At 65.7% G+C, this 17,404-nt stretch carries 16 protein-coding genes; 3 read left to right on the top strand and 13 right to left on the bottom strand.

Going from position 1 to position 17,404, the window contains the following annotated elements; genetic code table 11:
• Window positions 1-4: 4 nt before the first annotated feature.
• The 6 genes from alaS to CCK87_RS06320 all read right to left on the bottom strand — a co-directional run bounded on the left by alaS (window position 5) and on the right by CCK87_RS06320 (window position 6,562).
• A complete protein-coding gene (gene alaS / locus CCK87_RS06295; RefSeq protein ID WP_086460603.1) occupies window positions 5-2,662 on the bottom strand; it encodes an alanine--tRNA ligase in 2,658 nt (885 codons plus the stop codon).
• A 66-nt stretch (window positions 2,663-2,728) separates the two neighbouring features.
• Window positions 2,729-2,947, bottom strand: a complete 219-nt coding sequence (locus CCK87_RS06300; protein ID WP_085486066.1) for a hypothetical protein — start codon at window positions 2,945-2,947, stop codon at window positions 2,729-2,731.
• Between the two features lie 48 nt (window positions 2,948-2,995).
• On the bottom strand, window positions 2,996-3,766 hold the full coding sequence (locus tag CCK87_RS06305) for a hypothetical protein (RefSeq protein ID WP_086460604.1): 771 nt from the start codon (window positions 3,764-3,766) through the stop codon (window positions 2,996-2,998).
• A gap of 7 nt (window positions 3,767-3,773) precedes the next feature.
• On the bottom strand, window positions 3,774-4,160 hold the full coding sequence (locus CCK87_RS06310) for a DUF948 domain-containing protein (RefSeq protein WP_086460605.1): 387 nt from the start codon (window positions 4,158-4,160) through the stop codon (window positions 3,774-3,776).
• A gap of 113 nt (window positions 4,161-4,273) precedes the next feature.
• Entirely contained in the window at window positions 4,274-4,903 is a 630-nt protein-coding gene (gene rpsD / locus CCK87_RS06315) for a 30S ribosomal protein S4 (protein WP_044439195.1), read from the bottom strand.
• A 288-nt stretch (window positions 4,904-5,191) separates the two neighbouring features.
• Window positions 5,192-6,562: a replication-associated recombination protein A gene (locus tag CCK87_RS06320; protein ID WP_086460606.1), complete on the bottom strand. Its 1,371-nt coding sequence runs from the start codon at window positions 6,560-6,562 to the stop codon at window positions 5,192-5,194.
• A 162-nt stretch (window positions 6,563-6,724) separates the two neighbouring features.
• Between CCK87_RS06320 and CCK87_RS06325 the strand changes: the two genes are divergently transcribed.
• The 3 genes from CCK87_RS06325 to CCK87_RS06335 all read left to right on the top strand — a co-directional run bounded on the left by CCK87_RS06325 (window position 6,725) and on the right by CCK87_RS06335 (window position 9,474).
• Window positions 6,725-7,525, top strand: a complete 801-nt coding sequence (locus CCK87_RS06325) for a peptidylprolyl isomerase (protein ID WP_086460607.1) — start codon at window positions 6,725-6,727, stop codon at window positions 7,523-7,525.
• Window positions 7,526-7,589: 64 nt separating this feature from the next.
• A complete protein-coding gene (locus tag CCK87_RS06330) occupies window positions 7,590-8,819 on the top strand; it encodes a DUF349 domain-containing protein (protein ID WP_086461198.1) in 1,230 nt (409 codons plus the stop codon).
• A gap of 79 nt (window positions 8,820-8,898) precedes the next feature.
• Window positions 8,899-9,474 (top strand): type IV toxin-antitoxin system AbiEi family antitoxin, encoded by a 576-nt coding sequence (locus tag CCK87_RS06335; RefSeq protein ID WP_086460608.1) that lies wholly within the window; start codon window positions 8,899-8,901, stop codon window positions 9,472-9,474.
• Between the two features lie 23 nt (window positions 9,475-9,497).
• Here the strand turns inward: CCK87_RS06335 and CCK87_RS06340 are convergent, their stop codons facing one another.
• From CCK87_RS06340 to ruvC, 7 genes are all read right to left on the bottom strand, one after another.
• Complete coding sequence (locus CCK87_RS06340) at window positions 9,498-11,750, bottom strand: bifunctional (p)ppGpp synthetase/guanosine-3',5'-bis(diphosphate) 3'-pyrophosphohydrolase (RefSeq protein ID WP_085486054.1); 2,253 nt, start codon at window positions 11,748-11,750, stop codon at window positions 9,498-9,500.
• A 57-nt stretch (window positions 11,751-11,807) separates the two neighbouring features.
• Complete coding sequence (secF, locus tag CCK87_RS06345) at window positions 11,808-12,839, bottom strand: protein translocase subunit SecF (RefSeq protein ID WP_086460609.1); 1,032 nt, start codon at window positions 12,837-12,839, stop codon at window positions 11,808-11,810.
• The gene (gene secD / locus CCK87_RS06350) at window positions 12,839-14,554 is read right to left on the bottom strand and encodes a protein translocase subunit SecD (protein ID WP_086460610.1); all 1,716 of its coding nucleotides are present in this window, start codon (window positions 14,552-14,554) and stop codon (window positions 12,839-12,841) included. The genes secF and secD overlap by 1 nt, the downstream gene beginning before the upstream one ends.
• 85 nt (window positions 14,555-14,639) lie before the next feature.
• Window positions 14,640-15,059, bottom strand: a complete 420-nt coding sequence (gene yajC / locus CCK87_RS06355; RefSeq protein WP_086460611.1) for a preprotein translocase subunit YajC — start codon at window positions 15,057-15,059, stop codon at window positions 14,640-14,642.
• 89 nt (window positions 15,060-15,148) lie between these two features.
• Window positions 15,149-16,201, bottom strand: a complete 1,053-nt coding sequence (gene ruvB / locus CCK87_RS06360) for a Holliday junction branch migration DNA helicase RuvB (protein ID WP_086460612.1) — start codon at window positions 16,199-16,201, stop codon at window positions 15,149-15,151.
• Window positions 16,198-16,815 (bottom strand): Holliday junction branch migration protein RuvA, encoded by a 618-nt coding sequence (gene ruvA / locus CCK87_RS06365; protein WP_086460613.1) that lies wholly within the window; start codon window positions 16,813-16,815, stop codon window positions 16,198-16,200. Before ruvA ends, ruvB begins: the two co-directional genes overlap by 4 nt.
• Window positions 16,812-17,402 (bottom strand): crossover junction endodeoxyribonuclease RuvC, encoded by a 591-nt coding sequence (ruvC, locus tag CCK87_RS06370; RefSeq protein WP_086460614.1) that lies wholly within the window; start codon window positions 17,400-17,402, stop codon window positions 16,812-16,814. The genes ruvA and ruvC overlap by 4 nt, the downstream gene beginning before the upstream one ends.
• Between the last annotated feature and the right edge of the window lie 2 nt (window positions 17,403-17,404).

Genomic DNA, 17,404 nt, shown 5'->3' on the forward strand with positions numbered 1-17,404 from the left:
CCGATCAGCCCAGAACCGTCTGCGACACCGCCGCGAGGGCACTGTCGATGGCGCCTACGTTCGTACCGCCACCCTGGGCGAGGTCGTCTTTTCCGCCGCCTCCACCGCCGAGAACGGATGCGGCCTGCTTGGCGAGAACACCGGCACGGTGCCCGAGCGCGCGCGCCGCGTCGTTGGTCGCGACGATGACGACGGGCTTCTCGGCGACGATCGCTGCGAGAGCCACGACGGCGGGGGCGGATCCGAGCCGCTCGCGCACTCCCGTGACCAGTGTTCGCAGATCATCAGACGACGACAGGGCCCCGGCGTCGGTCGCGACCAGGCGAAGCTCGCCCACGGTACGCGCGGCGTCGACCAGCGAGGGAACGCGCGCGCTGAGCGCGCTCGCCTCGTAGGCGGCGAGCTTCTTCTCAGCCGCCTTCAAATTCGCGACGAGGTCTTGGATGCGAGCGGGCACGTCTTCGCGCGGAGCTTTCAGTGTGGTCGCCAGCTGCGTCACGACGCTGCGCTCGGCGGCGAACTGGCGGAACGCCTCGATCCCGACGAGCGACTCGACTCGGCGGTTGGTCGAGCCGATCGACGATTCTCCGAGGATATTGATCATGCCGATCTCGGAACTGTGCTGCACATGCGTTCCGGCGCAGAGTTCGCGCGACCAGGGTCCACCGATGTCGACGACGCGCACGACGTCGCCATACTTCTCGCCGAACAGTGCCATGGCACCGAGCGCCTTGGCCTCGTCGAGGGGAAGCTCGCGCGTGACGACCTCGAGATCGCTGCGGATCGCGAGGTTCGAGATCTCTTCGATCTCAGAGCGCGTCTCGCTCGACAGAGGCTGGTTCCACGAGAAGTCGAGACGGAGGTACCCGGCCTTGTTGTACGAGCCGGACTGGTGGGCCTGCGGGCCGAGGGTCTGACGAAGCGCCGCGTGCACGAGGTGCGTGCCCGAGTGCGCCTGGGTGGCGCCGCGACGCCACTCGGGGTCGACCACGGTCGTCGCCGCATCGTCGACCGACACCTGGCCGCTCGTGACGTGAACGCGGTGACTGATCAGGCCCTTGACGGGCTTCTGAACGTCGAGCACCTCGAGCTCGAATCCGTCGCCCCGGATGACGCCGGAGTCGGCCTCCTGGCCACCCGACTCGGCGTAGAGCGTCGTCTCGGCGAGGATGACCTCGAGGGTCTCACCGGCGACGGCGCTCGTCACCGACTGTCCGTCGATGATGAGTCCGAGGATCTTCGACTCGGTGACCAGCTCGTCGTAGCCGAGGAACGTTGTCTCGCCGATGGCCCTGAACTGGCTGTAGACACCCAGATCGGTGATGCCGAGTTTCTTGGCCTTCGAGTCGGCCTTGGCGCGCTGCTTCTGCTCGCTCATGAGCGACTCGAAGGCGACGCGGTCGACGGCGAGCCCGGCCTCCTCGGCCATCTCCATGGTGAGGTCGATCGGGAAGCCGTAGGTGTCGTGGAGCTGGAAGGCCGTGTCGCCTGCGAGGGTCTTGGCACCCTTGTCTTTGGCCGAGTTCACGGCGAGGTCGAGAATATTGATGCCACCGCTGAGGGTGCGTAGGAACGACTCCTCTTCGGCGTACGCGGTCCGCGAGATGCGGTCGAAATCGGTCTCCACCTCGGGGTACGCGGCCTTCATGGCGTCGCGGGATGCCGGGAAGAGCTCCGGGAAGACCGCGGTGTCGACGCCGAGAAGACGCATGGAACGCACCGAGCGGCGCAGCAGGCGGCGGAGGATGTATCCCCTGCCCTCGTTCGACGGCATCACACCATCGGACATCAGCATCAACGCGCTGCGCACGTGGTCGGCGACCACGCGCATCCGGATGTCGTCTTCGTGGTCGGCGCCGTAGCGACGACCGGAGATCAGCGACGCCGTGTCGAGCACGGGGCGCACCTGGTCGATCTCGTAGAGGTTCTCGACACCCTGCTTGAGGAACGCGACGCGCTCGAGGCCCATGCCCGTGTCGATGTTGCGACTCGGCAGATCTCCGAGGATCTCGAAGTCGTTCTTGCCGGTTCCCTCTCCCCGCAGATACTGCATGAAGACGAGGTTCCAGATCTCGATGTAGCGGTCGTCGTCGGCCGCCGGTCCGCCCTCGCGACCGTAGGCGGGGCCGCGGTCGAAGAAGATCTCGGAGCAGGGGCCGGCCGGGCCGGGCTGGCCGGTCGACCAGTAGTTCGAGTCCATGCCCAGACGCTGGATGCGCTCGTCGGGCAGGCCCGCCGTCTTCTTCCAGTACTCGATGGCCTCATCGTCGTCTTCGTAGACGGTGACCCAGAGGTCTTTCTCGTCGAAGCCGAGTCCGCCATCGGCCTCGGGCGTGACGAGCAGCTCCCAGGCGTAACGGATGGCCTGCTCTTTGAAGTAGTCGCCGAACGAGAAGTTGCCGTTCATCTGGAAGAACGTGCCGTGCCGGGTGGTCTTGCCGACCTCTTCGATGTCGAGCGTGCGAATGCACTTCTGCACGCTCGTCGCCCTCGGGTACGGGGCGGGGACCAGGCCCGTGAGATAAGGAATGAACGGCACCATGCCCGCGACAGTGAAGAGCAGAGTCGGGTCGTCGCTGACGAGCGATGCGCTCGGAACGACCGTGTGTCCCTTGTCGGCGAAGAAGGTGAGCCAGCGTTGGCGGATATCGGCGGTGTTCATGGGGTCCGTTGCGTTCGGCGCGTCGTACTACGAAGACCGCAGTCGACGACGCGAGGGGAAAAGGTGTTAGCGGCCAGTCGACGTGATCGCGTCGCCGGCGTCGGAGAGGACAGCGCGGAGCTCCGACTCCCGCTCGCGGTAGCCGTCGACGACGGACTCGGTGAACCCCTTGGTGCGCTTATCGAGATCGGAGAAGAATCTCTTGCCCTCAGCGGTCTGGTTGACCTGGTGGGCGACGACGAATCCGAGAGCGACTCCGAGTGCGAGCCACAGGATGTTCTTCAATGTTCTCTCCTCGAGACGCGTGGTGGGGGGCTGGGGGTGGAGTCAAGTTTAGTCGGCGCGCACGGCCAAGGCCGTTGCTCGCCTGGATACCTCGTCGTCGAGTCGCTGCCGCCACACGGCAGCGAGTGCGGCGTCGTCGGTCTCGTCGTCGAGAATGGTCAACCACGCCGACAGCTCTGCGTCGAGCCATTCGAATTGACGAACGGATGCCGCCAGCACGTCTCGAGGAGCGGCGTAGCTCTCCCACGACACGGCGATGCGATTCAACACCACGTAGATCCACACCTGGTCGAGCACGGCATCGTCAGGGTCGCCGCCCGCGCTCTCGGAGAGGACCGCCTCGAGGGCGCCGACGTCGTCTCGCAGGGCGGCAACTCGGGCGGCGGAGTCGAGGCGCGCGTCGCTGGAACCTGCTTTGCCGGCCGCGACGATACTGCAGGCTTCCTCGCCGTCGACGAGATCGCGACGCAGGCCTTGCAGAAGTTCCGGCAGTGTGAGGTGCAGCCCGTCCGGTATGTCGTAGCGGGTGACGGGATGCCGACCTCCCGGGTTGCCGAAGACCATGCCGACCTCCATGGGGGCGATCGTCGGTGCTGCCGCGTCGGTGAAAGGAGCGTCGACGATCGTCGGTCGCTGGTCGGCCGCGGCCGGGGTGCCCTGAACTCCGACCCGTCCGAAGATGTAGTCGGCCTGGGGATTCACTCCCACGTCGGGGTCTGATGAGGCATCGGAGTATCGGATGTAGCGCACCGTCGAACGCACGATGAAGAACAGGCCGATGGCGAGCCCGATGGCGAGAACGATCAGAAGGAACTCCACCGAGTGACTACTTCGACCGACGTCGGCGCGAGGAGGCCTGCTTCGGTCCGCGGAAGCTCAGGATGCCCGCTCTCACGGCGGCACTGAACCCGGCGACTTTGATCAGGGGGCCGCCGACCGACGCAGCGAAGAGGGCCACCAGACTGGTGACGTTTCCTGTCACCTCGGCGACGTTCTTCGTGATCGTGTCGACACGGGCGATCTGCTTGTTCGCCTCCTGAATCGTCACGGTCGATTCCTCGAGGATCGGGGTGACGTTGTCGCTCAGCTCCTTGATCGCGGCACGCGTCTCGTCGAAGACGCCGCCCAGCTTGATGAGCGGCAGCGCGAGGAAGGCCACGAGGATCGCGAAGACTCCGGCCGCGATGAGTCCGGCGATATCTCCACCTGACATGGGTGAGCTCCTTAGCGGATGCCGGCCATGGGCATCCATTGCAATGAAAAAGGGGCGGGGCACCGAAATCTCGGTGTCCCGCCCCTCAGCGTACCCAATGGGCACGCGATGGATCAGCGTGCGGCGTAGTACTCGACGACGAGCTGCACTTCACAGGTCACGGGGACCTCGGCGCGCAGCGGACGACGGAGCAGGCGAGCCTGCAGCTTGTCGATCTCGACCTCGAGGTAACCCGGAACCTTGGGCAGCACGTCGAGGTGTCCGCCTGCGGCGGCGACCTGGAACGGCTCGGTTCCCTCGCTCTTGGGCTTCACGTGGATGAGCTGTCCCGGCTTCACGCGGAAGGAGGGACGGTCGACGAGCTGGCCGTCGACGAGGATGTGACGGTGCACGACGAGCTGGCGAGCCTGAGCCGTGGTGCGGGCGAGGCCCGAGCGCACGACGAGGGCGTCGAGACGCATCTCGAGCAGCTCGACGAGGTTCTCACCGGTCAGGCCCTTGGCGCGACGTGCCTCTTCGAAGATGATCTTCAGCTGGGCTTCACGGATTCCGTACTGGGCGCGCAGACGCTGCTTCTCCCGCAGACGCACGGCGTAGTCGGAGTCGGTCTTGCGCTTGGTGCGGCCGTGCTCGCCCGGAGCGTAGGGACGCTTCTCGAGGTAGCGCGCGGCCTTCGGGGTCAAGGCGATGCCGAGGGCTCGCGAGAGGCGGGTCTTGCTGCGTGTACGTGACTTGGTAGACATGTACATCCTTTCAGTGAATCGTCGTGCTGGATGAGGTGCGAACAGAGTGTCTGCTCCCACAGAGGAATCACCGCTGTCAGAGACTCGACCCGTGAAGGTCGGCCTCGTCTGCGGAGGAAAATGAGGGGATTGTGCCGAGATCGGTTCGGCTACAGAACACGACCATCTTCGCTGAATGGATTCGCAGCCGCACGAAAGCCACCCGGAACAGGCGTATCGACACTACCACAGTCGAGCATCGAGGCGCGGCAGTAGGACGCGGCAGTATGACGCGGCAGAGCGGCAGTTCTATTGCCCGCGGGTGATCTGCCGGATCTTCGCCAACCGAGCAGACACGTCTCGTTCGTTTCCGTGCTCTGTCGGCCGGTAGTACTCGGTGCGGCCGAGCTCGTCTGGCAGGTACTGCTGCGTGAGCACTCCCCTGTCGTCGTCGTGCGGGTATTTGTAGCCCTTGCCGTGGCCGAGCCTCTTGGCGCCCGGATAGTGGGCGTCACGCAGGTGCTTGGGCACGCGCCCGAACTTTCCCGCTCTGATGTCGCCGATGGCCTGGTCGATCGCCAGGTAGGAGGCGTTCGACTTGGGCGCGGTCGCCAGGTAGACGGTGGCCTCGGCCAGCGGAATGCGGCCCTCGGGCATGCCGATGAATTGAACGGCGTCGGCCGCCGCTACGGCCACGACCAGCGCCTGAGGATCTGCCATGCCGATGTCTTCGGAAGCGGAGACGATGAGTCTGCGGCAGATGAAGCGCGGGTCTTCTCCGGCTTCGATCATGCGGGCGAGATAGTGCACCGACGCATCGACGTCGGAGCCTCTGATCGACTTGATGAAGGCACTGATGACGTCGTAGTGCTCGTCTCCGTTGCGGTCGTAGCGCAGGAGGGCGCGGTCGACGGCCTGCGCGACGGTCTCTTCAGTGATGAGAGGAGCCTCGTCGGCTTCGTCGTTCTCGTCCTCGTCGGGGCTCCCACTCGGCGGGGCCGACGCGAGAATCGACCCCGCAGAGGCCTCGAGGGCCGTGAGCGCTCGTCGCGCGTCTCCGGATGCGAGACGCACGATGGCAGAGCGGGCGTCGGGATCGAGACGGACGCGGCCGGCGAGACCCCGGGCATCCGACACGGCGCGATCGACGACGATGCCGAGATCGTCGTCGCTGAGCTGTTCGAGAGTGAGGAGCAGCGACCGGGAGAGCAGGGGCGAGATCACCGAGAACGACGGATTCTCTGTCGTGGCCGCGACCAGGATGACCCAGCCGTTCTCGACTCCCGGAAGGAGGGCGTCTTGTTGCGCCTTGGTGAAGCGGTGGATCTCGTCGAGGAACAGCACGGTCGACAGCCCGTAGAGGTCGCGGCTTCGGAAGGCCTCCTCCATGACCTGGCGCACGTCTTTCACTCCGGCGGTGACCGCGGAGAGCTCGACGAACTTGCGCCCGGAGCTGTGCGCGATGGCCTGAGCGAGCGTGGTCTTGCCCGTGCCCGGAGGCCCCCACAGGATGACCGAGACCGAGCCCTGGGTGCCCTCGGTGTCTGACGCGAGGTTCACGAGAGGCGACCCCGGGCGCAACAGGTGCTTTTGTCCGGCCACCTCATCGAGCGAGCGCGGGCGCATACGCACGGCGAGAGGAACCGATCCGCTGTGCAGACCGGGCTGAGAGGTGACCATCGAATAAGGCTACCGGCAGCATGCGACACCGGCCCCGAGAACGTCGGGTTGGGAAGGATGCCCCGTGGCCCGTAAAGTTCAGGAGGGATTCACGCGCGCGACGCGGTCCCGTCGTACCCAACAAACGAGTGTTCGCCCGATCTGTCGGGTGATGGAGGATCCGTGGCACCGAGGAATCAGGACCGAGAGGCCCGCGCTGCGCGTCAGCGTCTGCGCGACTATCAGGCGCGGCAGACCATGCACGCCTCGAAGATCGCTCGACGCCGGCGTGACAATGTGGTCGCCGTGCTCGTGGCCATCCTGGTCATCGCCGCTGCCGTCGTCGTGCAGGTGTTCTATTTCTCGGGCGGCCCTGGAACGCCGACGCCGTCGCCCAGCTCGACCGCGGCATCCACCGACACGCCCGCGCCGACGTCGACGCCGAACTCGGCCGACGTGCCAGACCCCGCCGTGGCCGAAGGTCGTGCGTGGACGGGCGAGATGACGGTCAACGACATCCCGCTCGGAATCTCCCTCGACGGCGCAGCCGCTCCCCAGGGCGTGGCCAACTTCGTGACCCTGGCGCAGAAGGGCTTCTACAACGGCCTGACGTGCCACAGGCTCACCACGTCCCCCGGGTTCGGCGTGCTCCAGTGCGGAGATCCCAACGGTGACGGATCGGGTGGCCCCGGCTACAGCTTCGGCCCCATCGAGAACGCGCCTGAGGGAGACGTGTACCCGGCGGGCACCATCGCGATGGCACGCCAGGGCGGAAACGGCTCCAGCATGGGAAGCCAGTTCTTCATCGTGTACGAAGACACCACGATTCCGTCGGATGCCGCGGGCGGCTACACCGTGCTCGGAACGGTCACGAGTGGGCTCGATGCGCTCAAGGCCGGTGTCATCAGTGCCGGCACCGCGGACGGTTCGGCCGACGGCAAGCCTGCGATTCCCGTTACCATCGGCACTATCGCGGTTCAGTAACCAGTTGCCCTCGTGCAATAGGGTTGAATAGCGCATTCCGAACAACGTCGACAGGGTGAATTTCGTGACCAGTAGTGCTGAGCATCCATTTGGACGCGTAGATGAGACCGGAACGGTCTATCTGCGCGAGGCGTCCGGCGAGCGTGTGATCGGGCAGTATCCCGATGGCACTGCCGAGGAGGCCCTCGGGTACTTCGAGCGCAAATACACCGATCTCGCCGGCCAGGTGACGTTGCTGGAGCAGCGCGCCAAGCGGGGCGCTTCTGCCGCCGACATCGGCAAGGCCGTCAAGGCACTGAGCGAGGCCGTCTCGAGCGCGAACGCGCTCGGCAACCTCGAGGCTCTCTCTACCCGTCTCGCCGCTCTCACAGAGACGCTCGGCGCACTGAACGAGCAGCAGTCGGCCGAGGCCAAGGCGCAGCTGGCCGAGGCCATCGAGTACCGCACTTCGATCGTCACCGAGATCGAGGCGCTGGCCGCCGAAGATCCCGCGAAGGCCCAGTGGAAGCAGGTGACGAGCACGCTCGACTCGCTCTTCGCCCGCTGGCAGAAGCACCAGCAGGAGGGCCCGCGCCTTCCCCGCGCCGAGGCCAACGAACTGTGGAAGCGATTCCGCGACGCGCGCACGATCATCGAACAGCACCGCAAGGCGTTCTTCTCCGAGCTCGACAACGCCCACCGCGACGCACGCACGAAGAAGCAGCAGCTCGTCGCAGCCGCCGAGGCTCTCACCGAGAAGGGCGCAGACGGCGTCAACGCCTACCGCGACCTCCTCGACGAGTGGAAGAAGGCCGGACGGGCCGGCAAGCGCTACGACGACTCGCTGTGGGAGAAATTCAAGGCCGCCGGCGACGTGGTCTACGGCGCTCGAAGCGAGATCATCGCGAAAGACGACGAGGAGTTCGCCGGCAACCTGCAGCTGAAGCTCGCCCTCTTGACCGAAGCGGAGCCGCTGCTGGCCGAGACCGACCGCACGCGCGCCAAAGAGGTCCTCACGGGCATCCAGCGCCGATGGGACGAGATCGGCAAGGTGCCCCGCGATCAGGTCAAGCCCATCGAGGATCGCCTGCGCAAGGTCGAAGCTGCGGTGCGCAAGCTCGACGAAGACTTCTGGCAGCGCAACAACCCCGAGAAGAAGGCACGAGCAGAGGGCCTCGCCGGCCAGCTGCACGACGCCATCGAGAAGCTCGAGGGCGAGATCGCTGCGGCGACAGCCGCCGGAGATACCCGCAAGGCCAAAGAACTGCAGGAGTCCCTCGACGCGCGCAAGGTCTGGCTCGACGCGCTCGGTTAGCAGCCGCTGCTCGTTCCGAGTTCTCCACAGATCGACCGCGAGGCCGAACGGCAGTCCGAGAAGACTTCACACTGGGCGTATGACGCGCCTCGAATCCGTCCTCACCGAAGACGACCTCCCCCTGAGCGAACTGTGGGCGGCGTGCCGCGACGGAGAACTCGTACCGTTGTCATCGTCGGCCTTCGTCTTCGCGGATGTGCCTCAGACTCCGGTCGTTCGAGCACTCGCCGTGCGACCGGTTCTGGCGCGTCGCAGCATCGTCGAACGCCACAGCGCTGCCTGGGTGCACGGCGCGGTGACGACGCCACCGCGACTGCACACGATCGCCGTGAGATACGCCAACAGGTCGAGTGCCTCTCGACATCTGGCCGTCGTCCGCGAGGTGGCGCTGAGGCCTGGCGACACGATGACGATCGCCGGCATCGAGGTCACCACTCCCCTTCGAACGGCGATCGATCTGGCGCGCGATCGAGCGTTCGACGGCCCGAAAGACGGCCCGATCATTGCGAAGCTCCTCGAGTCGTCAGGCCTGCCCGAGTGTCGTGGCTACTTCGACGCCGCACGCAATCTGCCTCATAAGGCGCGTGCGCTTCAGCGCATCACCGACGCGCTTCTCTCAGCAGCGCTGGCGCAGCGAGGCGATGCACCGCGCTGACGCCATCGTCGGCGATGCGGGTATCAGCCGTCGCTGACCCGGTACACGTCGTACACGGCATCGATGCGGCGCACCGCGTTGAGCACGCGGTCGAGGTGGGTGGTGTCGCCCATCTCGAAGACGAACCGGCTGATGGCCAGGCGGTCGCTCGAGGTGTTGACCGTGGCTGAGAGGATGTTGACGTGGTGTTCGGAGAGCACGCGGGTCACATCGGAGAGAAGCCCGGAGCGGTCGAGCGCCTCGACCTGGATCTGCACGAGGAACAGACTCTTCGATGACGGCGCCCACTCGACGTCGATCATCCGCTCAGGCTCATTGAGCAACGATGCGACGTTGTGGCAGTCGGCCTGGTGCACCGAGACTCCCGACCCGCGCGTGACGAAGCCGACGATCTTGTCGCCCGGCACCGGAGTGCAGCACTTCGCGAGCTTCACCAGGATGTCGGGGGCGCCCCTCACCAGCACGCCCGAGTCGCTCAGCTTGCTTCGACGACGACCGTGCACCACGACATCGAGGTCGGAGTCCTCGCTGATGGCCTCGTTCTGGAGTCCGGCAAGCACCTTCTCGATCACGGACTGCGTGGACACGTGGCCCTCACCGATTGCCGCGTAGAGCCCCGACACGCTGTCGTACCTCATCTGAGAGGCGACCTCGGCGAACGAGTCCTGACTCATGAGTTTCTGCAGGGGAAGGTTCTGCTTGCGCATGGCGCGAGCGATGGCATCCTTGCCCTGCTCGATCGCCTCGTCCCGTCGCTCCTTGGTGAACCACTGTCGGATCTTGTTGCGGGCGCGAGGGCTCTGAACGAAGGCGAGCCAGTCCTGGCTGGGACCGGAGTCGGGATTCTTCGAGGTGAAGACCTCGACGGAGTCGCCGCTGTTGAGGGTGGACTCGAGCGGCACCAGACGGCCGTTGACCTTCGCGCCCATCGTGCGGTGGCCCACCTCGGTGTGAACCGCATAGGCGAAGTCCACCGGAGTAGCGCCGGCGGGAAGGCCGATGACCTTTCCCTTGGGCGTGAAGACGTAGACCTCCTTGGCTCCGATCTCGAAGCGCAGCGAGTCGAGGAACTCCCCCGGGTCGACCGTCTCGGCCTGCCAGTCTGAGATGCGGGCGAGCCAGGCCATGTCGTTGTCGGCGGTCTGGTCGACCTGAGCGGTTCGTCCGCCGTTCACCCGCTCCTTGTACTTCCAGTGGGCCGCGACACCGTACTCGGCCTGGCGGTGCATCTCGTGAGTACGGATCTGGATCTCGACCGCGCGCCCATCAGGACCGATGACCGTCGTGTGAAGCGACTGGTAGAGGTTGAACTTGGGCGTCGCGATGTAGTCCTTGAAGCGGCCGGGAATCGGATTCCAGCGGGCGTGGATCGAACCGAGAACGGCGTAGCAGTCGCGGAGCGAGTTCACGAGAACCCGGATTCCGACGAGGTCGTAGATCTCGTCGAAGTCGCGGCCGCGCAGGATCATCTTCTGGTAGATCGAGTAGTACTGCTTGGGTCGGCCGACGACCTTGCCCCGGATCTTCGAGCTCTTCAGGTCATCGTTGACCGAGTCGATGACCTGCTGCACGTACGCCTCGCGCTGAGGCGTGCGCTGGCGCACGAGGTTCTCGATCTCGACGTAGAGCTTGGGGTAGAGCACGGCGAAGCTCAGGTCTTCGAGTTCCCACTTGATCGTCTGGATTCCCAGACGATGCGCGAGAGGCGCGTAGATCTCGAGTGTCTCCTTCGCCTTGCGTTCCGCGGATGCCGCGGGCACGAATCCCCACGTGCGAGCGTTATGCAGACGGTCGGCGAGCTTGATGATGAGAACCCGGATGTCTCGCGACATCGCGACGATCATCTTGCGCACGGTCTCGGCCTGGGCGCTGTCGCCGTACTTGACCTTGTCGAGCTTCGTCACACCGTCGACGAGCATGGCGACCTCGTCGCCGAAGTCGGCGCGCAACTGGTCGAGCGAGTACTCCGTGTCTTCGACCGTGTCGTGCAGAAGAGCTGCGGCGACGGTCTTCGAGCCGATTCCGAGTTCGGCGAGAATCTGCGCGACAGCGACCGGGTGCGTGATGTACGGCTCGCCGCTGCGCCGCTTCTGGCCGTCGTGAGCGCGCTCGGCGACCGCGTACGCACGCTCGATAACCGTGAGGTCGGCCTTCGGGTGATTCAGCCGCACCGTGCGAATCAACGCATCGACAGCGCCCGTGGGCTGAGCTCGCGAGAAGATTCTCGGAACCAGACGGCGCAGGCTGGCATTCGACGTCGTTGTGCTGTCCGTCATAGTGGGGCCTCCACTGTCAATTATCCCCCGCGCCGGACAGTGCCGAGAACAACGCGGTTACGCCGTGGGCTGACCTTCCACCACGGCGTCCGACGGACGTCCCGCAGAGGATGCGCGTGCGCGCTCCGCGAGGGTGCGTTCGTTCTGCTTGGCGATCTTCGGCTCGCGCTCGCGCAGCTGAGCGTAGAGAGGCGCAGCCACAAAGATCGTGGAGTACGTTCCGACGAGGATTCCCACCAGAAGCGCGAGCGAGATGTCTCTCAGCGTGTCGGCGCCCAAAACGAAGGCTCCGATGAAGAGAATCGCCGCCACGGGCAGCGCCGCAACCACCGCCGTATTGATGGAACGCACGAGCGTCTGGTTCACCGCGAGGTTCACGGCTTCGCCGAACGTCAGATGCGAATCTTTGCCCAGGCGGGCGGTGTTCTCACGAACCTTGTCGAAGACCACGACGGTGTCGTAGAGCGAGTAGCCGAGGATGGTGAGGAAGCCGATCACCGCCGCCGGCGTGATCTCGAACCCTGTCGCGGCGTACACTCCCGCCGTGAGGACGAGGTCGTGCAGAAGGGCGAGCATGGCCGCTGCGGACATCTTCCAGGTGCGGAAGTAGATGGCCATGGCGATGCCGGCGAGGATCAGGAACACGACCAGACCTCGAATCGCCTGACCCGTCACATCCGAGCCCCAGGACGCACCGATGAACGAAGCCGTGATCTCGGTCTCGGGAACCTTATAGGCCGTGGCGAGTGCCGTACGGACCTCGTTGGTCTCCTGGCCGGTCAGCTGGTCGGTCTGCACGCGGACGCCGGAGGCGCCGAGGGTCGAGACGCGGGCGACAGCCTTCGGAACGACGGAGGCGACGGCTTCTTCCGCGACGGACTGCGGGGTGTCGGCGACATCGCTGACGACGAACTGCGAACCGCCCCGGAATTCGATTCCGAAGTTGAAGCCGCCCTTCACCAGCGGGATGGCGACCGAAGCGACCATCAGAACGATGGCGATCGTGTACCAGATGCGCCGGTGCTTGATGAAGTCGAAGGAGCGCTTGCCTGTGTAGAGGTCGTTTCCGAACTGCGCGAAACTGGCCATCAGGAGTCCTTCCCATCTTTCGTGGTATCAGCGGGCTTCTCAGCGGTGAGCTGGGCTGCCTTGCGCTCGGCGATGGTCTGCCGAAGCGCGGCCTCGCGACCGGCGCCGGACTTCTTTGTGGCGATCGAGTCGACCGGCTTGCGGAACTCGGCGCGTCCGCGGTAGATCGCGCCGAGCGCTGTCGGGTCGAGGCCGGATGCCTTGTGCCCGCTCGAGAAGAACTTGGTCGCCGCGAGGAGACGAAGCACGGGGTGGGTGAAGAGGATCACGACGAGAACGTCGATGACGGTCGTGACACCGAGCGTGAGCGCGAACCCGCGAACGTTTCCGACCGCGAGCACGTAGAGCACCACGGCAGACAGGAGGTTGACCGCCTTGGCGGCGTAGATGGTGCGCTTGGCGCGGCGCCAACCGGCCTCGACCGCGGATGCCAGTCCCTTGCCGTCTCGGAGCTCGTCTCTGATTCGTTCGAAGTAGACGATGAACGAGTCGGCCGTGAATCCGATCGCGACGATCAGACCAGCGACCCCGGCGAGCGACAGGCGGAAATCGATACGCCACGACATGAGGGCGATCACCAGATAGGTCATGGCGGCGGCGACGACGAGCGAGGCCACGGTGACGAGGCCGAGCGCGCGGTACTGGAAGAGCGAGTAGATGACCACGAGGATCAGACCGATCAGACCTGCGATGAGCCCGCTGAGGAGCTGCGACGATCCGAGGGTGGCCGAGACGGAGTCGTTGCTCTGCACCGTGAAGCCGATCGGCAGGGCGCCGAACTTCAGGTTGTCGGCGAGCGTCTTCGCGGAGTCCTGGGTGAAGGATCCGGAGATCTGGGGCCGGCCGTCGGTGATGACGGCGTTGGTGGTGGGCGCCGAGATGACCTTGCCGTCGAGCACGATGGCGAACTGGTTCTGGCTGCCCTGGAGTGCGTTCAGGCGGGTGGTGACGTCGGCGAACTTCGAGGTGCCCTCGTCGTTGAAGACGATGTTGACGACCCACTGGCCGGTCGAGGCTCCGGTCTGCGTCTGAGCGACACCGCTCGTCGCATCCGAGATCATTTCGCCCGTCACCTCGACGGGGCCGAGGATGTACTTGGCTTGACCGTTCTCATCACATGCGAGGAGTGGCTTGTCCGCGGGGGCCTGTCCGGCGTCTTTGGCTCCGTCTGAGTCGCAGCCGAAGTTGGTGAACTGGTCCTGAAGGGCCGGCGTGACCCAGTTGAGATCGCTTGCGTTCGTCGGCGCGACGGTCGGGGTGTCAGACAATCCCTCTGCGGGAGTCGCCGTCGGCGTGACAGCCGCGGTCGGGGCCGCGTCGGCGACGAGCACCGGACGGAATTCGAGCTTCGCCGACGATTCGATGCGGTTTAGCGTGTCCTGATCAGGGGTTCCCGGAATCGAGACGACGATGTTCTGTCCGCCCTGAGTGCTGATCTCGGCCTCGGAGACGCCCGAGGCGTCGACGCGCTGCCGGATGATCGACACGGCCTGCGACAGCTGCTCGGCGTTGACCTGCTGGCCGCTCTCGAGCTTCGGCGCGAGAATGATCTGCGTTCCGCCCTCGAGGTCGAGACCCAGCTTGAGACCCCAGCCCGCGCCGGGGGCGCTGAAGAGTACGCCACCGGCGATGGTTCCGGCGAGCACGGCCAGAATGACGACGAGCCAGATGAGCGTTCGCCACGCCTGCTTGACCGCGGAAAGAGTTGATGCCACCGGCGAACTCAGCTTTCTTTAGCGCACGCCCCAACCAGAGCGGCCGGGTGTGTGTTGTGCGCGAGGGGTTGGAAAAGGAGGGAGGTTACTCGTCGACTTTGTCGGTCTTCGACGTCGTGGAGCCCGAGCTGGTGGGCTTCGAGTCGGGAGTCGTCTCGACGGTCTCTTCGACACGCTTGCCGAATGCGGGCTCGGTGGTCGCCGCGTCGGTGTCGGTGTCGTCGGTGGTGTCATTGTCGTGGTCGTCGATGACCCGGGTGACGACCTGGCGGTGCACGGTGAGCACGGTACCGGGCGACGTCTCGAGCAGAACCTTGTTGTCGTCCTCATCGATGTCGAGAATGGTTCCGAAGACGCCGAAGTTGGTCATGACGTCTGCGCCGACCTGCACCTTCTGCTGCAGCTCTGCAGCCTCGCGCTGGCGCTTACGGCTGTTGCGGAACATGAAGAACACGAGGATGGCCAGTACCGCCAGCATGCCAATGGTTAGGGGATCAAGAGCCATGAAAAAGTCGTGCCTTCCAGCAATGGGGGGTGATTGTCGGCTTCATACTAGTGACGCCGCCTGAGGGCGGGCCTATGGGCCACAGTGAATTATAGGTCATCGCCGAACAGGGAGTCCGACGAACGGTCGATTCCCATGTGCCGCCATCCCGCGGCAGTGGCCACCCGTCCACGCGGGGTCCGCGTGATCAGACCGACCCGAACGAGGAAGGGCTCGACGACGCTCTCGATCGTCTCGGCCTCCTCGCCGACCGACACGGCGAGGGTGCTGAGGCCCACGGGCCCCCCATTGAAGCGCGTGATCAAGATGTTCATGACCGCTCGGTCGAGCCGGTCGAGCCCCAGCACATCCACGTCATAGAGCTCGAGTGCGGCGTCGACGACCGACGTGCTCGCCCGACCACCGTGCACGAGCGCGTAGTCGCGCACTCGCCGCAGAAGGCGGTTGGCGATGCGCGGCGTTCCTCGTGATCGCTGGGCGATCTCGACGAGGGCAGCCTCGTCGATCGAGAGCTCGATGAGGGCGGCAGCGCGACGCAACACGTGCACGAGCTCGTCGGTCGAATAGAACTCGAGGTGCGCGGTGAAGCCGAAACGGTCGCGAAGCGGGTTCGGCAGAAGTCCCGATCGTGTGGTCGCCCCGACGAGCGTGAACGGCGCCAGGTCCAACGGAATCGAGGTGGCGCCGGCACCCTTGCCGACCATGATGTCGATACGGAAGTCCTCCATGGCGAGGTACAGCATCTCTTCGGCCGTCCGCGCCATGCGGTGGATCTCGTCGACGAAGAGCACCTCGCCCGGTACCAGCGACGACAACACGGCCGCGAGATCGCCGGCGTGCTGAATGGCCGGGCCGCTCGTGAGTCTGAGCGGACGGTCGCTCTCGTGCGCGACGATCATCGCGAGCGTGGTCTTGCCGAGACCGGGCGGGCCCGCGAGCAGGATGTGATCGGGGGTGCGGTTCTGGATGGCGGCCGCCTCGATGAGGAGCTGCAGCTGGCCACGCACCCGGGCCTGACCGACGAACTCGGCGAGACTCCTGGGTCGGAGCGCTCCCTCGAACGCGATCTCTCCTTCGGAGAGCGGTTCGGGGTTCACAATCGGGCTCGCGTCGCGAGGCGTCGAGGGGTCGGAGGGCGTCATCGCGAACCACCCGGGTTACGCGGGCCGAGTTCGGTGAGAGCAAGTCGAAGCAGGGCCTGCACCGACGTCGTCTCGTCGTCCGATGCGTGCAGGAGCACAGCATCCAGACCGGCCTCGGCCGACCTCTCATTCCAGCCGAGCCCGACGAGCGCGGCCAGCACGTCGTCGCGCACGGTTCCCGTGATCTCTTTGGCCGGCGCCGGTGCCGCCGCGTAGATGGCGACCTTTCCGGCAAGCGAGAGCACGATGAGCTTGGCCGTCTTCGGGCCGATTCCCGACACCTTGCGGAAGACGGCGTCGTCTTCTTGCGCGACGGCGATGGCGATCTGGGCGGGCGAGAGCTCGGCGAGCACGCCCATCGCCGACTTCGGTCCTACACCCGTGACGCCGGTGAGAAGCGTGAAGAGATCGAGCGAGTCGTGGTCGACGAAGCCGAACAGCGACAGCGAGTCCTCGCGCACGATGAGGCACGTGACGACGGATGCCTCGTGCCCCACCCTCAGAGACAGAGTGTGGGCCGGAGTCAGGGTCACGTCGAATCCCACTCCCCCGACCTCGATGACGGCGGACGAACCGCTCACGCGGAGGACAGTTCCTCGAAGGGCAGAAATCACCGTGTCAGCCTACGGGCACTGCCCGCTGCTTTCTCTGCGGCGCGCCACGCCTGCTGGGCGCGGGTCATGCCCGCTCCGGATGCCGCTCCCTCGGGCGCGTGGGCGCTGCGGGTCGCGGGCGAGCGCCACGCGTGGCAGATGGCGAGGGCCAGGGCGTCGGCGGCGTCGGCGGGTTTGGGAATCTCGGCGAGGCCGAGGATCTTGGCCACCATCGTGCCCACCTGCTTCTTCTCCGCCTGACCGTACCCGGTGATCGACGCCTTGACCTCCGTCGGGGTGTGCAGGCTCACGGGGATTCCGTGGCGAGCCGCCGCGAGAAGCGCGATGCCGCTGACCTGGGCCGTGCCCATGACGGTGCTCACGTTGTGCTGGGCGAAGACCCGCTCGATCGCGATGCTCTCTGGTCTGTGTTCGCCGATGAGTTCGTCGAGACCGAGCGCGATCCCCAGGAGGCGCTGATCGAGATCCATCGTGGGAGGCGTGCGCACCACAGTGACCGCGACGAGGGTCGCCACTCGATTCGCGGTCACATCGACGACGCCGACGCCGCAGCGTGTGAGCCCTGGATCGATTCCGAGAACACGCACGT

The organism is Agreia sp. VKM Ac-1783 (assembly GCF_900177765.1).
Classification (GTDB): Bacteria; Actinomycetota; Actinomycetes; order Actinomycetales; family Microbacteriaceae; genus Agreia.

Excerpts from the sequence above, each read along its gene's own strand:
- alaS (WP_086460603.1), bottom strand. The coding sequence starts at position 2,662 with ATGAACACCGCCGATATCCGCCAACGCTGGCTCACCTTCTTCGCCGAC.
- CCK87_RS06310 (WP_086460605.1), bottom strand. The coding sequence starts at position 4,160 with ATGTCAGGTGGAGATATCGCCGGACTCATCGCGGCCGGAGTCTTCGCG.
- rpsD (WP_044439195.1), bottom strand. The coding sequence starts at position 4,903 with ATGTCTACCAAGTCACGTACACGCAGCAAGACCCGCCTCTCGCGAGCC.
- CCK87_RS06320 (WP_086460606.1), bottom strand. The coding sequence starts at position 6,562 with ATGGTCACCTCTCAGCCCGGTCTGCACAGCGGATCGGTTCCTCTCGCC.
- CCK87_RS06335 (WP_086460608.1), top strand. The coding sequence starts at position 8,899 with ATGACGCGCCTCGAATCCGTCCTCACCGAAGACGACCTCCCCCTGAGC.
- CCK87_RS06340 (WP_085486054.1), bottom strand. The coding sequence starts at position 11,750 with ATGACGGACAGCACAACGACGTCGAATGCCAGCCTGCGCCGTCTGGTT.
- secF (WP_086460609.1), bottom strand. The coding sequence starts at position 12,839 with ATGGCCAGTTTCGCGCAGTTCGGAAACGACCTCTACACAGGCAAGCGC.
- yajC (WP_086460611.1), bottom strand. The coding sequence starts at position 15,059 with ATGGCTCTTGATCCCCTAACCATTGGCATGCTGGCGGTACTGGCCATC.
- ruvB (WP_086460612.1), bottom strand. The coding sequence starts at position 16,201 with ATGACGCCCTCCGACCCCTCGACGCCTCGCGACGCGAGCCCGATTGTG.